This is a genomic window from Vagococcus sp. WN80Y, assembly GCF_059621045.1.
In genome coordinates, this window is the sequence record NZ_JCAQHY010000139.1 from 1 (window position 1) to 15,460 (window position 15,460).

At 37.6% G+C, this 15,460-nt stretch carries 14 protein-coding genes; all 14 read left to right on the plus strand.

Annotated features, from left to right (window positions below):
* On the plus strand, positions 1-221 hold a 221-nt coding region (locus AC5KOD_RS08090), incomplete at its 5' end, for a recombinase family protein (protein ID WP_496914040.1).
* Between the two features lie 632 nt (positions 222-853).
* Positions 854-982, plus strand: a complete 129-nt coding sequence (locus AC5KOD_RS08095) for a hypothetical protein (protein ID WP_496914041.1) — start codon at positions 854-856, stop codon at positions 980-982.
* 709 nt (positions 983-1,691) lie between these two features.
* Complete coding sequence (locus AC5KOD_RS08100) at positions 1,692-2,795, plus strand: tyrosine-type recombinase/integrase (RefSeq protein ID WP_496914042.1); 1,104 nt, start codon at positions 1,692-1,694, stop codon at positions 2,793-2,795.
* 341 nt (positions 2,796-3,136) lie between these two features.
* Positions 3,137-3,283, plus strand: coding sequence for a hypothetical protein (locus AC5KOD_RS08105; protein WP_496914043.1), 147 nt, complete (start codon positions 3,137-3,139; stop codon positions 3,281-3,283).
* 97 nt (positions 3,284-3,380) lie between these two features.
* Complete coding sequence (locus AC5KOD_RS08110; protein WP_496914044.1) at positions 3,381-4,106, plus strand: signal peptidase I; 726 nt, start codon at positions 3,381-3,383, stop codon at positions 4,104-4,106.
* A gap of 160 nt (positions 4,107-4,266) precedes the next feature.
* Positions 4,267-4,797, plus strand: a complete 531-nt coding sequence (locus AC5KOD_RS08115; RefSeq protein WP_496914045.1) for a signal peptidase I — start codon at positions 4,267-4,269, stop codon at positions 4,795-4,797.
* 166 nt (positions 4,798-4,963) lie between these two features.
* Positions 4,964-6,331 (plus strand): hypothetical protein, encoded by a 1,368-nt coding sequence (locus AC5KOD_RS08120; RefSeq protein WP_496914046.1) that lies wholly within the window; start codon positions 4,964-4,966, stop codon positions 6,329-6,331.
* A 39-nt stretch (positions 6,332-6,370) separates the two neighbouring features.
* Positions 6,371-7,060, plus strand: coding sequence for a cell wall protein (locus tag AC5KOD_RS08125; RefSeq protein ID WP_496914047.1), 690 nt, complete (start codon positions 6,371-6,373; stop codon positions 7,058-7,060).
* A gap of 1 nt (position 7,061) precedes the next feature.
* The gene (locus AC5KOD_RS08130; RefSeq protein WP_496914048.1) at positions 7,062-7,868 is read left to right on the plus strand and encodes a hypothetical protein; all 807 of its coding nucleotides are present in this window, start codon (positions 7,062-7,064) and stop codon (positions 7,866-7,868) included.
* A 13-nt stretch (positions 7,869-7,881) separates the two neighbouring features.
* Entirely contained in the window at positions 7,882-8,481 is a 600-nt protein-coding gene (locus AC5KOD_RS08135; protein ID WP_496914049.1) for a hypothetical protein, read from the plus strand.
* Positions 8,482-8,492: 11 nt separating this feature from the next.
* Positions 8,493-13,607 (plus strand): MucBP domain-containing protein, encoded by a 5,115-nt coding sequence (locus tag AC5KOD_RS08140; RefSeq protein ID WP_496914050.1) that lies wholly within the window; start codon positions 8,493-8,495, stop codon positions 13,605-13,607.
* Between the two features lie 125 nt (positions 13,608-13,732).
* Complete coding sequence (locus AC5KOD_RS08145; RefSeq protein WP_496914051.1) at positions 13,733-14,449, plus strand: recombinase family protein; 717 nt, start codon at positions 13,733-13,735, stop codon at positions 14,447-14,449.
* A gap of 72 nt (positions 14,450-14,521) precedes the next feature.
* Positions 14,522-15,070, plus strand: coding sequence for a hypothetical protein (locus tag AC5KOD_RS08150; RefSeq protein ID WP_496914052.1), 549 nt, complete (start codon positions 14,522-14,524; stop codon positions 15,068-15,070).
* 24 nt (positions 15,071-15,094) lie between these two features.
* Entirely contained in the window at positions 15,095-15,433 is a 339-nt protein-coding gene (locus tag AC5KOD_RS08155; protein ID WP_496914053.1) for a hypothetical protein, read from the plus strand.
* The last annotated feature ends 27 nt before the right edge of the window (positions 15,434-15,460 follow it).

The window sequence follows — 15,460 nt, forward strand, 5'->3', positions numbered from 1 at the left end:
TTGAAGGAAGAAGGAAGGGAAAGCAAGATGAGTTTCAGCGACTGGTGATGGCACTAAATCCTGGTGATGTCATTGTGGTTGCGAGTTTACAGGTGTTTGGAGAGGAGGCGACAAAAGTATCCAGCCATTTGTCGACCTTGCGACACAAGCAGGTACAGTTAATTAGTTGGAGTACTCAGTTGCATTTGAATTACTATAAGCGAAGCGGTGGATTATTATAATAAGGGATAAGAGTGCCCCTTATGAGAGTGCTAAGACCGAATTTTTTATGTTTCACTGAAAAAGGAATAAATGAATATCTACACACTCAGATTTGAAGAAGTGAAAAAATCTCTGTTTAGTTGTATCGAAAGTATCTATAATTAAATTCGAACCGATAGGATGGTGTAATCGTCTCTACTAAAATATGTCCTAGCATCAAAACTGTCAACTGAGACTCTTTCTGTAGGTTATTAGTTGATAAGAGTGTTATATTAATTTAGCTAGAAATGGAGATACTGGCTATCGTGATACATTCAAAATATTTTTTTATTTGTCTATCTTAATTTTAGTATTCGCGACAAAAAAGCTGGGACATGGAGTTAGAAGAAATTCTAGTTTATGTCTCAGTTTTTGTATTTCTCAATGATTGAGATAATCTACTTGAAGTGCAAACTGTCAATCAATTAGAAAATAGGACAATTGATTTAAGCAGCCACTATCTCTCCTTGCCGTTATAAGTGTACCGTCAGCTTTATCAGAAGAACAGCTTAGTTTAGGGGAAATTTTAGGAATTTCTTAAGTCGATAAAAGTGAGTAGTAACCGGACAGTTTGGGGCTAGTGGAAAGGCTAAAATTAACTGGAGGAAATTAAGTGAACAAAGAAATAGTTAAACGTCACCGTTCTTATGGAAATAGTTTTAAGGGAGCGTTTTCTATTAAAGGACGACTCGATCTGAGGTGTCAGGAACTAAGAGTTGTTCCTTATGATTTTGTGGTATAATAAAATTTGACTCAAAATTAGTGAGGTTCTGTCATGATAATTAATTAGAACGTAGAAAGTCGTTCGTTATTATAGGCTATTTTAATGTGCTGAAATAACCATAATCAGATTTAGAGAGAATATATGTCTCTTATTTATGTAACCGTATTAATTATCATCATGTGAATACTTGCTTTATCTATAGTAATAACTAGTATATTCTCTTTGATACATGCTGGCATTTTCTATTTTTCTAGTGTTTATTTCAATAGCTGTAACATAAAGTCACACATAAGAAATTAAACGATATCAACGGTAAGGGGCATCCTACTAAAATCACTGAAAAAATTAAAGGTAGCTTGTCAATAAAGACTGTTACTGTGACAGATAAATAGGGGAAACGGTGAATGGGGTGCCTAAAGAGGCTTGCTGAGAGTTACTGAAATATTAATAGGAAACTATTTCTTGGTCTACTTAATACCAAGAAATAGTTTCCTTTTTTTTGTTAGTTTTGTTTGAAAAGAAGTTAATTACTATGTTAATTATACCTTTTTTATTACGTTGGTCAACCTTTTTTTGCAATTGTACGCTAAATTGCCAGTTTAGAGAAAGGAAAACAATCCAACGACCTGTCGAGACTGAAGGCGAGGGAAATTGTAAAAATTATCCCTAGTTTTTTGAGCCGTCAAATGAGCCGTCACTATTTATATGCTAAAGGAGAGGAACAGTTATGTCAAAACGTGGTGAAAATATTTATAAACGAAAAGATGGTCGGTGGGAAGGACGCTATCCCAAGAGTAGGAAGCCTGATGGGGCTATTTACTATGGGTACGTTTATGCTCGTAGTTATAAAAAAGTGAAAGAAGAGGTCAGCTTATTACGCAATCAATTTGCTGTAATCAGTGACGAGACACCTAGCTTGTACCAAGGAACTACTAAAGAATGGGTCGGTTATTGGTTGGAAGAGATTGTCGCAGGAAGGGTAAAGTCAAGTACTTATGCCAGTTACATGAACAAGTTAAGTCTTCACTTTATTCCGACTTTTGGCGATCAACGTTTACACCTAATTACCCCTCAGTCACTTGAAGAGTGGCTACGTGGGCTAAAAAAGGACTTAGCTCTTTCAACCATTCATGTGCTTTTTCGGATTGTCAAAGGGTGTTTTGCGTATGCCAAGAAACGTGGCATGATTTTAGTTGATCCAACAACGGCCATTTCACTACCCCGCTTGTCCCCCAAAAAACCTAAGGCCTTCTCTGTTACTGAACAACGCTTATTAATGAGCCACTGTCAAACGGATGCCAAAGCTCTTCCTGTAATGATTGCTTTAGAAACAGGTATGCGTGTTGGGGAAATTTGTGCTTTAAGGTGGTCTGATATTGACTTTAGCCAGCAGCTGATTCAGGTTAAGCGGACGGTACAACGGTTAACAGACTACTCTCACCCCCACTTAAAAACCTATCTTGCTATTGGTACGCCGAAAACAGTGGGATCAGAACGAATACTCCCATTATCCGATCGTCTTAAACAGGTCTTATTAAAAATAAAACCAACTCACATCGGTGAATATGTATTAAATGAAACGGAAAATCCACTTGATCCTCGAACAGTTACTTATCGATTCAAGCGTATAAAAGAGCAATTAAGCTTACCCAATTATTCATTTCACACGCTCCGTCACACCTTTGCGACACGTTGTGTGGAATTAGGAGTCAATATTGCGGCCATTAGTTCTTTAATGGGTCATTCTTCTATCAAAATGACTCTAGATGTTTATACCAGTTCTTTTATGTCGGATCAGCGGGTAGCTGTGGAAAAATTAGCGATTCTTTAAAAAAATGAGTCAAATCAATTTTCTGTTTTTCTTACAAAGAATTCGAGAAACGTTTATTAAGTATTTTTTTGCTAACTATTCTATTTCCAGATTGCAAGCCGAGGCTATGCGACTTTTTTTTAGGGCCGATAGCCGTCAGATACGCCGTCAAGATCACCTGTAAATTTTGATATAGAGCTATCTTCATCAGTACTTCTTGGTATTAAGTAAACCAAGAAATGGACATGCGATCACTAGATAGTCTTATACGTGTTAGTGTACTGAATAATGTGTGAAATGAAAAATGATACGCCTGTTAGCGTAGCGAACTTATTTTGTTTACTAATAAGGAGGAAAATATCATGACAAATCATGTTTATATTAAAGCCAACTTCTCAGCAGGAGGAGACCTGGCATGCATGAGCGATCAGGAATCAATTATGCCTGTGCTGAAAAGAGTATGGCTGAGATTTACTTACCTTATAAACAACATGCATGAGATAGATTGAGAGTGAGACTCTATTGTACGTTTAGAAAATATATATAATTTATGAGAATATTATCAGAATTTCTCTTTTTGAAATTGGGTGAAGGAAGTTGTGGGAATTGAGAAATAGCGACTCAAAACGCAAAAATATCAAAATGCCAAATAAGAAAGGAAAAAAAAATAATAAGTTAAACGTTTTAAGAATCATTAGTAATGGATTGTTTTACCTGATAACTATAGGGTTGGTGACAATTTCTCTGTTCTATCTTTTTAATAAAGATAGTGATGGGTCTTTATTCGGTTATCGTGCATCGAATGTGTTAACAAATTCAATGGCACCAACTCGAAAAAATCAAAAAGGTGGCTTTTTTGCAGGTGATTTAATTTTTATAAAAAAAATTACCTATAAAGATACTAAAGTCGGTGATGTCGTCAGTTATCGCTTAGACACGGATAGTAATCAATTGACTCATAGAGTGACTGAAAAGCTGAGCTCACTTGCTGGTATAGAAGGAGAGTTTTTAGTTACTAAGGGAGACGCGAACAATAGTGAGGATCCTCCTATAGCTTATGACCGTGTTTTAGGAAAAGTAGTGGGTAAAGTACCTAAAGTTGGTTATTTACTTTTCAAATTGAAAGCAAACTGGATTTTGGCGATGGTAAGTATCGTTGGTGTGATAAGTGGATGGGTAATAATCAAACGCATTTTACACAATCGAAAAGAGCAAGAGGCGAAGAAAAAGGGGCGAAGAGTCGTTGGAAAGTCGAGAAAGAAAAAAAGGAGCGTGTCAGTCAGAAAAACAAAGAAAACACGAAAGACCACGAAGACACCGAAGAACACGTGAGACTAGACATGATTATAGGAAACACGTCATAGATGAGAGTGGTAGCACTGTAGGTACCTCACGTCGACGTAGTCAAAGACAAAGAGACTCAGAGTTCATTAGACAGTCGTCGCCGACGAATAAAAAAAAGCAGAGGTCGTTAGTTGGGATTTTATTCCAAATGATGTTTAGTCTTATCTTTTATGCTTTCACAATAAGTATTATCTTGACAGCTCTTTTGTTTGCTTTAAATTCAAATGAAAATGCGTCGTTATATGGGTATCGATTTTACACAGTTATGACGAATTCGATGGTACCGGTAAAGGGGCAAACAATTAAAGGGGACATTAAGGGATTCAATGCACAAGATGTGCTTATCGTTAAGAATACGTCATACAATCAGATTCAAAAATATGATGTAGTTACGTATAAGTTAGGTAATGACAAAAGTTACTTGACGCACCGAGTGATTGAAAAAATAGACCATGTAGGTGATAGGGAAGGAGAATTCCTAATCACTAAGGGGGACGCCAATAAAACAAATGATCCTCCTATTTTAGCAGATAGACTGGTCGGAAAGGCTGTTTTTATAGTGCCGTATATCGGATATATTCTTGAGTTTATCCGTGACTATTCTTGGTTATGTCTGGTCTTTGTCTTAGGCGTATTTGGGAGTTTGCTTGTTCTTAAAATATATTTTTTTGGAAATTAAGTGGAGGATACAAGGAGTATTGATAGGTATTTCTGCCTAGATATGATTTTTAGAAAGGCTGAAATTCTGGCTAAATCATCTATTGACTATTGGGAAATGCTAAAGAGCGGTATGACCTCATTTTTGAGTTTATATAAAAATTATTTTACTGATAGGAGGCTTTTTTATGAAGAAAAAGCAGAAAAACAAAAGAAAACTGTTAGTTATAGCAGCTTTTCTAGCGGTTGTTTCATTAATTGCAGGGACGTTTGCATGGTTGACAGCAACTGATGCACGTATTAACCGAGTGAAATCGGCGTATGTAACAGATGGCTCCGTAACTATTACGGAAAAATTTAATCCAGCACCAACAGAAATTGTGCCTGGTGGTACAACAAAAAAGGAAGTGGCTATATCTAATGCTAGTTCAGCACCAGTTTATGTACGAGCGTCTTATGAAGAGGTGCTGAAGTATTTGACAGCTAGCAAAGATGGTTCTGATTCAATTGGGAAATATAAGGCTGCACAAGGTACAGAAAAAAAAGCTTGGACCCTTGGAACAGATGATAACTATGAAACTCAGGGATTAGGAAAATCTTTCCCAGTGCTATCAGCATTATCAGAAAGTGGTTCACCAGCGGCTTTACCAGCTGAGTATAAAGGAAAAACAAAAATCAGTGGCGTCTATGATGACGCTTCAGCATTTCCAGCAGAGACAGCTGTCTATGTATCTGGAAAAGTAACGCCTAACCCGTTGGATCCAACAGATATCAAATATAGTGTGGAGGCAGAGTTCTTTACAAAGGTTGAGATCATCAAGGATGAAACAAATGTCAAAGAAACACGTTACCAAGTAACTGATGGGAAGGTAGTATTTGATAAAACGAAAGCAGCAGCCAATCCAACGGATGTGGCACAATGGGATGTAAAAGTCCAAAAAGCCTCTGATCTTGAGTATATGGTTTATCCAAGTGGTTATGCTTTCAAAAACAGTAACTGGGCAGAAAGTAAAATTGGACGTCAGCCTAGTGCAGCAGATAAAGCAGCTGTTTTAGGCTCAAAAGGCAACCTTTACGGTCAAGACTACAACTATGAAACAAGTATTGTTGGGACAATTGCTGCGCCGACACCTGCTACAGCACAAGTACCGACAGCTGGAGCGCCTATACAAACAGCTAAACTTCAAGCTGTTTTAGATACTGATATCAAAGCACCAAATAACACTATTAACCTGAATTACAATGCAGCTGGAGTTGTAGATCCTACTGGAACACTAGAGGCAGGAAAATGGGTTTATAACAAAGCTGACGGTTGGTTCTACTTTACAAGTCCATTGGCTTCTGGAGCAACTACGCCCAATCTTTTGAACGCAATTTCGTATGGTAATAACATCAGCGAAGAAGTATCAGGTGCATTCTTTGATCTAACAGTCAAAATTGAAGCAATTCAGTATGTAGATGATGCATTGACAGATGCAACAGCTGGATGGGGGCTTGCTTCAGATGATCCAATTTTGAAAGAAATTTTGAAAAACAAAGCGACACCGCATAAATAATTAGTATTTTTATCGTCATTCTAGAGGGAGAAGAGAGAAATGAGGAACAGAAAATATATTAGTATTTGGATTTTGGGAATCATCTTGATCGGATTGGCGGGGACTTCAACTGTTTTCGCCTCTGAGCTCCCTCGTGGAATGGTGATTGCAGACAATGAGGGTCTTACAGTTAATAATAAAGACCAATATTTTATTGATATACCGGATGTAAAGCCTGGTGAGGTTTATAAAAAGGAAATTACACTGCGGAGTACGAGTGAAAAAGAAGCATTTGAATTAGGGCTGCGTGTCCATTCTAAAGGTTCGAAAGGAATCATTGATTGGAATGATCATATTATCATGACGTTGAAGCTAGATGATAAGGTGATTTATAAAGGCAAAATGCTAGGAGACGGAAAGCGAGACTGGTCAAAAGAAGAACTTTCTTTAGGGCAATTTGGATTTGGAACAGACAAGGTGTTAGAAGCAACCTTTGAGATTAATAAGGATTTAACAACAGATGATTTTAAAAAAGATAATGAGTTTTTATTTTCCTGGCAATTTATTGCCACAAAAAAGGGAACAGTACCGGATATAAGCACTTCAGACAAAACCTCCTTGGGCAGATTGCCAAGTACAGGTGAAGAATGGCGACAATTTATTTATCAACTATTAGCAGGTTTATTATTACTATTGATTGTCTTACTTTTATGGAAAAGACAAAGGGAGCAGAAGGATGAGGAGAAATAAGATGAAGTATTCTAAAAAAAGAAGGAATAAATTAGCTTTTTTTCTATACTCCGTATGTTTCAGCACAATTGTTTTAGTAGGGGCAACCTATTCTTGGCAAACCTATAGCGATAAGCGAATCAACCGTGTAGAGGCAGATGACTATAAACTGGCAGTCAATCTGCAAGGAGAATTAGAGCCAGTGGTTTTAGCACCAAACCAACGAATGAAAAAAATGATTAGTATACGCAATGACAGCAAAGAACCGGTATTTGTACGGCTTTCTTTGAAGGAAGTATTACTGATGTATGAAATAGATACTATTGACCAGATTGGGAATGCGAATTTAAATGATTATGCCAATACAACACCAGTTCCGACAACGTCAATTTTACTTGAGAAGCCGAGAACATGGGGGGCAAATCACTTTTTTCGAGACGATAAAAAAAATCGAATCTACAAGGCAGTCAAAAAAGTGGAATACTCTTACAAAGAGGATACTTTGGATCGCGATACAACAGATTTGAAGTATCTAAGTTTAAATTTTACTAATTTAAATCCAACAACACCCGATCCTTCTATGTATTGGATTTATTATAAAGGGTATTTTTATTATTCTGAACGTCTCTATCCAACAAATAGTAGTAGTGTCCTTTTGGATAATATTCAATTGAAAGAGGATGCGCCTAATGGGATTAAAGGAAGTTTTTATGCAGAAGAACTAGTGGCTGATGCAGTGTTGGCAACCGAAAAAGTATTTACTGCTTGGGACATACCAAAGGTATCAGGAAATCCCGTTTATGACTTATTGATTGAGCATTTGGAGTAGGAGGAAGAGACAAATGAAACGAAAGATAAACAAGAAAGTTGTGCTGTTATTGACACTTCTTATTTTATTTGTGACGTTGCTTGTATGGGTCGGCTCAACAAATGCATTACCGAAGGCTGAGGATAAAAAGGAAGTTGTAACATATATTGGTAATTTGAAGGTTGATGTTCAAGATATTGGAACGATAGGAAGTATTCAAATTGGCGCAACCAGCCCAACGAATCGTGAGTTCAAAATTGAAAATGATGGAGAAACGAATCAGTTTGTACGTGTCATGATCTTACCTGTGTATACGAACAAGAGTAATGTGCAAGAGGAATTTAAGGTGGAGACGTTAGCCAAGGATTTGAACACAACGAATTGGAAAGATGGTGGTGACGGATATTATTACTATCTGGATAAACTAGAAGCTGGCAAAGTGACTTCGATGCTTTTCACTAAGCTCCAAATTCCAACTGGTAAAGGTGAAGGAAAGCTAACGATGTTTGTTAAAGCTGAGTCTATCACGACAGGAGGAAGTCAGTATCAAAAAGCTTTCTGGAATACTACGAGTGGACCAAGTGCTGAGCCATTAAAAACAATTGATATGATCTTGAATGGAAAGAAAGAATAGGGGTGAAGATGATGGAGAAAATCAGGAAACGTGAAAATAAAAAAAACTATTCTCTTCTAACGTTTATACTAATGCCTCTGTTTATTCTTTTCATGGGAATATATTTTAGCTTAAGTAAGAGTGAAGAAGAGGTGAAGGCTCATCCCACAACGGGAATTACGGTAGATGCGACGAATGCTGTCAACAAGTTTCCGATAGGGGTAGATGCGACCAAGCTAGTTGAACCGTCTTTGGTTGGAAATCCAACTTATAGTGGGTATGTTCAAAACAATCAAAAAGTGAAGAACTATCTTAAGGATCATTATTACACAAATAGTGTCTCCCCGTTATCTGAAAGATACAGTGATATAGCTGCGCTGCCTAACAATAAAAAAGTAGTTATTGGGAGTGAATCAAGCTTTTCGCTAGCGACTGGAGAGAACTATAGTTCGAACTCATATGTCGCCATTTTAGATAGTAGTGGAAAGGAAGAAAGTAGACAGTATTTTGAACCGACGTTAAATGATAACAGCTTAGCGGCAAAAAATGGGTTAGCTTACAGCAGAATTGTAAAAAGTGGCAGTAATTATTTGGCTTGGTATGGTAAACCATCAGCCAATGCCTTTGTAGTAGTGACAATCAACCAGAATGGAACAATCATTAGTAAGAGAAATATTGAGAAAAAGGTTGATTTGATTGGTGGAAGATGGTTAGCAAGTATCGATACGTTTAATGGTCAATGGTTCGCACCAAATGGGCATCATTATACAAGTATGATTAGTGACGCCAATTGGGCAAAAGACGTTCTTCTTCTCTACAATTTTAATGCTAATTTAGATGGTTTTTCTGATTATTCGGTTTTGGCACTTCCAAATCTTGCGACAATCAATCCTGCTTGGGGACAAACGGCAAGTGATTTTTATAGTGCGTCTCATGTTTATAAATCCCCTGCTGGTTATTCGTTAATATTGGATGTTAGTGCAAAAAACGTTCACAAAAGCTCTCTAGGTTTGTGGGACACTGGTGGTGGGTTGAAGGCCAATCTACTAGCTGGAAAAAGTGTTATCTTTCAAAAAGCAATTTCTGATGTAAATAACCAGTACATTACTTATGAAGATGGCAAGAATTTAGTTTTAGCAAAAATTAATTATTCAACTTGGAATGTTGACACTGTAAAAAAATTTCCTAAGAACAGCAAATTAACGTTTGTCCCAAGTCAAGATGATCCAACAAAGATTTCTTTTTTTGGCACGATGGATACCTTTGATGGGGAGTTTTTGGGTAAAGGAAATTCCTATTCTATCGTAGTAGGAGATGTGTTAGCTTCTAATTTTTCATTAGCAACCTTTTCTGTTGTTAAATTAGGCTTTACTGTTGATTTTAGCTCAATGATTTCTGATGGTAATCAAGTGATACTTGTCGGCCAGCAAAATGAACAAGTCAGTGGGACAGAATTAGTGAGTGGAAGTTATCATCCAAAACTGAATAATTCTTATGCGCATGATTTTGCTGCTTCATTAAAAAAAGTAGATGATTTTGCCCCAACTATCAAAGCGACGAATGGTCTAGTGATTGACACTTCGAAGACAAAGGACCAGATTGAAAAACTGCTCTTATCAGGGGTAAGTGTTTCTGATACGTATGACCTATCCCCGAATAATGTTTCTGGGCAAAAATCACAAGCATGGTTAAATGCAAGAATTAATCGAAACCCTAATTTATTGGTTTATGATGCTACTGGTAATACGATTACTTCTCAAGCCGCGATTGATTGGAATGCGCTGGGATATAAGAGTTATACAAAGGTAGGCCCTCAACAAGTAACCAATTTTATTACAGACAGCCAAAAACAGGTGACAACAACTTCTAGATGGGTGAGTAATGTTGATAATAAAACAGCTTACAATACAAAATTCGCAATTCGAGCTGAAAATTTTGATTTACCAATTAGTAATGTAAGTACCTTGGATGCTGTAGGAGCGAAAAATAAAGCCGGTATTTTTGCATGGAATCTAATGGATGGCACAACTGTAGATAATGGGACCGCAGCTAAGAATGTCGTCACAGTCAATGCAACAGAGTTGGCTGCTATTAAAGGAGCGAAAGCAAAATATGATGCCTTAACCAGTGTAGGACAAGCTAAAGAATTTACTAAAGATTTTTCTGATATTTTAAAACCATATCCGTTGACCTTGACTTATCAAGGTGTTACAAGAAAAATCACTGTTTTTGTGACAGGACCAACCACTCAAGTAGATAAGGCTAAAAATCTTATCTTGTATGCTGATAATTTCAGATATCCGCTAGAGCAGGCTTCAGCAATAACAGATGCAAATGTTCTTTCTTTAAGTCATTCTGCAACGTATTCTTATGATCATAATTGGGCTTTGACGGGACAAACAGCGGCAACGAAATTAGCTAATACAGGCTATAAAACCAATATAACAGATGCTTCTCAAGCAGGAGCGAATGAACATTTGACGGGCTTGAAAAATGCTAAAAAAGCAATGGATTATACCATGAAATATAGCTATACCCGAGGGGCCAATGTTGTGTTAAACGGTTTGGCAAAAGCCCAACTCTATCAATCCAAATTTAAAATTACTGAGAAATATGTCGATCAAAGTGGCACGATGATTAAAGCAGATACGTCGGTTATGCTGAGTGAGGGGGCAGCGTATTCTAAAACTTTCCCAGTAGCTCCAGCAGGCTATGTGATTAAAGGGTATAAGATTGATACTGGCGCAGAAACGGCGGCCACAGGCACGACGAAAGTGTCAATTCCCTCAGTGAAGAAAGATCAGACCGTAAGGTATATCTATCAAAAACAGTGGAAAGTAACGGAGGAATATTTTGACCAAAATGGTGTGAAGGTTAAAGAAGCAACGTCAGTTACCTTGAATGCTGGAGCGACCTATTCTAAAACCTTCCCAGCCGCGCCAGCCGGTTATGTGATTAGAGGGTATCAGATTGATAGAGGGGCCGAAATAGCGGCCACAGGCACGACGAAGGTGTCAATCGCCTCAGTGAAGAAAGATCAGACCGTGACGTATATTTATCAAAAACAGTGGAAGATAACAGAGAAGTATGAGGACCAAAATGGTGTGAAGCTGAAAGAACCAACGTCAGTCACCCTGAATGCTGGAGCGACCTATTCTAAAACCTTTCCAGCCGCGCCAGTTGGTTATGTGATTAGAGGGTATAAGATTGATGACGGGGCAGAAAAATCGGACACGAAAGTTTCAATCCCCTTAGTGACGAAAGATCAGATTGTAACGTATATCTATCATAAGCAGTGGAAAGTAACGGAGGAATATTTTGATCAAAATGGTGTGAAGGTCAAAGAAGCAACGTCAGTTACTTTGAATGAAGGAGCGGTGTATTCTAAAACCTTCCCAGTTGCGCCAGCTGGTTATGTGATTAAAGGGTATCAGATTGATAAGGGTGTAGAAACAGCGGCCACAGGCACGACGAAGATATTAATCGCCTCAGTGAAGAAAGATCAGACCGTGACTTATATCTATCAAAAACGATGGAAAGTAACGGAGGAATATTTTGATCAAAATGGGGTGAAGGTTAAAGAAGCAACATCAGTTACTTTGAATGAAGGAGCGACGTATTCTAAAACCTTCCCAGCCGCGCCAGCCGGTTATGTAATTAAAGGGTATCAGATTGATAAAGGCACCGAAATAGCGGCCACAGGCACGACAAAAGTGTCAATCGCCTCAGTGAAGAAAGATCAGACCGTGACGTATATTTATCAGAAACAGTGGAAAGTAACGGAGGAATATTTTGATCAAAACGGGGTGAAGATCAAAGAGGCAACGTCAGTTACCTTGAATGAAGGAGCGACCTATTCTAAAACCTTTCCAGCCGCGCCAGCCGGTTATGTGATAAAAGGGTATCAGATAGAGAACGAGCCAGAAAAAGCGGCCACCGGTACCACGAAAGTGACCATCGCCAATGTGAAGAAAAACTACATCGTGAAGTATATCTATCAAAGACAGTGGAAGGTGACGGAGCAGTATGTGGATCAAAACGGTGTGAAGATCAAAGACAAAGACGCAACGTCAGTGACCCTGAATGAAGGAGCGACCTATTCTAAAACCTTCCCAGCCGCGCCAGCTGGTTATGTGATTAAAGGCTATCAGATTGATAAAGGCACCGAAATAGCGGCTACAGGTACGACGAAGGTGTCAATCGCCTCAGTGAAGAAAGATCAGACCGTGACTTATATCTATCAAAAACAGTGGAAAGTAACGGAGGAATATTTTGACCAAAATGGGGTGAAGGTTAAAGAGGTAACGTCAGTCACCTTGAATGATGGAGCAACCTATTCTAAAACCTTCCCAGCCGCGCCAGCCGGTTATGTGATTAAAGGGTATCAGATTGATAAAGGCACCGAAATAGCGGCCACAGGCACGACAAAAGTGTCAATCGTCTCAGTGAAGAAAGATCAGACCGTGACATATATCTATCAAAGGCAGTGGAAAGTAACGGAGCAGTATATCGATCAAAATGGTGTGAAGGTTAAAGAAGCAACGTCAGTGACCTTGAATGAAGGAGCGACGTATTCTAAAACCTTCCCAGTAGCGCCAGCTGGTTATGTGATTAAAGGGTATCAGATTGATAAAGGCACCGAAATAGCGGCCACAGGCACGACAAAAGTGGCGATCGCCTCAGTGAAGAAAGATTATATTGTCACCTATATCTACACTAATTTTATGAAATTTAATATTCGTCAAGAAATCAAGTCGTCAAATAAAAAAGTAGTGTTACCAACTCAAGGTTATATTTTTGTAGATAATAATGACTTGTCGGATAAAACGAAAATTGCGAGTACTGTTAATAGTGTTATTTTGAGTGGAAATGAAGGAACGTTGTCTTCTTATACTGAACTGCTAATCAAACCGAATGTTGGCTATCAAGGTTTAGTGATTAGACCAATTGTTCCTGAGTATTATCATTATATTGGTTGGACTGATGGCACGAACCAATACGCTCATACAGATCCTATCCAACTTACATTTGATAGCAATAAAAACTATCAGATTACGATCTATTTAGAACCCACGACAGTAGAGCCAGCTTTTTATGGCTTAAATTATAGTGGCCAAAATGGAAAGACGTATAGTGTTATCAAATAAGAGAACTAAAAATCCGAGAAAGTTATGACTTTCTCGGTGTCATATTAAGACAAGTACGATGATTGGTTATGTGATGCATGAGACAACTAGCAAGTTATCTAAACTCAAATTAAGGAGAAGATTAGGTGAATATCGGATATAGTCGAGCTTTAACTCAAAAAGAGTCCCAAGCTGATCAACAGCGGCTTTTTGATGATCAAGCAATGGATGAATTTATTTTTGACGATTACCATCCTCCAGATAGCTTCTCAAAACTAAGTCAGTTCACCAAATTAGTTGCAAAGTGTCAACCTGGAGATACGGTGATTATTCTCTCATTAGAACGTTTGAGCCGTTCTTATGTCACCTTGCTTGACGTATTTACATCTTTTTATGACCGTCAAGTAACAATAAAAGTTCAGGCGTTTCCTTCTATGAGAATGGAGGAATGGTTAGATTTATTGAACTGGTGGCAAGAGAATGAGGTCAAATATAATAAAGCACTCAAAATTATTTCTGTTGGAAAAGAAGAACTAACTGAGCGCGATCGTATTCGGCCCTTTTCAAAAATAGCGTTAGATCGGCAATTGTATTGGAAAATTTTTAATGACTTGACTCATGGCGTGTCATTGCGTAAAACGGCTAAATTGAATGATGTATCTAAAGCAACCGTATTACGAATTAAACGAGAAATCACCAAATTAAAACAAGTATTATGGTTAATTTCCACATTTATTATGACCGTTCTCTGCTTAAAAGTGGCGCAGTACTATTCAGATAACTGGGCGATTCAATTGATTATTTGTGCAGTAGCCACGATGTCCATTATTTTCTTTACTTATTCAGATATGAGAGATCATTAGCTATGAGGCTAGTATAGACTATCATTTACTATCAATGTTCGATTAATAAATAATAAAATGAGGAGATAAAATATGTCGAAAATAGTGATTGGTTATACAGTAAATTCTACATCAAACACTGAATATAACCAGTTGATTCAACAAGGCAACTGTCAGAAAGTTATCATAGCCAATCATCAAATTGATTATTTTAATCAGTTTGAACAGTTTTTATTAACCTATAGGGAACAAAGCCTAGTAGTCCTAAATTATCAAAGTATGGGGCTACAATTAACGCAGCTACTTCCTATATTTCAATTGATCAAGGATTATCAGATTACATTTGATATCATTGAAAATCCACTAGATTCGACCTCACGTTATTTGGACTTGCTGTATGATTTGGCAAAAAAAGAAAAAGAAGTAATCAGTTGGCGAACACGTATTGGCATAGAAAAAGCTCAGATAAAGGGAATTGTAGGGGGACGTCCGACAATTAATAAGAAAAAAATTCAACGCATTCAAAAACTTTATTCAACACAACGGAAGACATTACGTGAAATTTCTATTGAATGTGGTGTTTCACTGGGAACTGTTCATAAGTATGCTAACCAATTGATGACTTCCAAAGATGATAGTTGAACAAGAAATAAAGGAAAGAGGATCATGAAAAAAAAACGATTATCTTATGAGGAGTATGACCGTCTTAAAGAGTCCCTTCAAGGGCTAAGCTGGACATGGCAAGTTTATCAAGAACAGTTTCCTGATGGGTGGTATGACTTTAAGTACTCTCCTCGTTTACGTTGTTTTACTGACCATGAGACAGAGGAAGTTTTGTTGTCTCATGTACAGTCTAAGCGGTTTCCTAAGCGAGTGGTATTACCTAGATCTGTTTATAATGAAATCAAAGAATTGACAACCATTCATAGTGAGTTACAAGAGGAATTAGCTCACCCAATTGACAGCAGAATCTATCAAGGAATTGCAAAAAAGTCGTTCGATTAAAAAGATAAAAATAGTGAAAGGAATGTA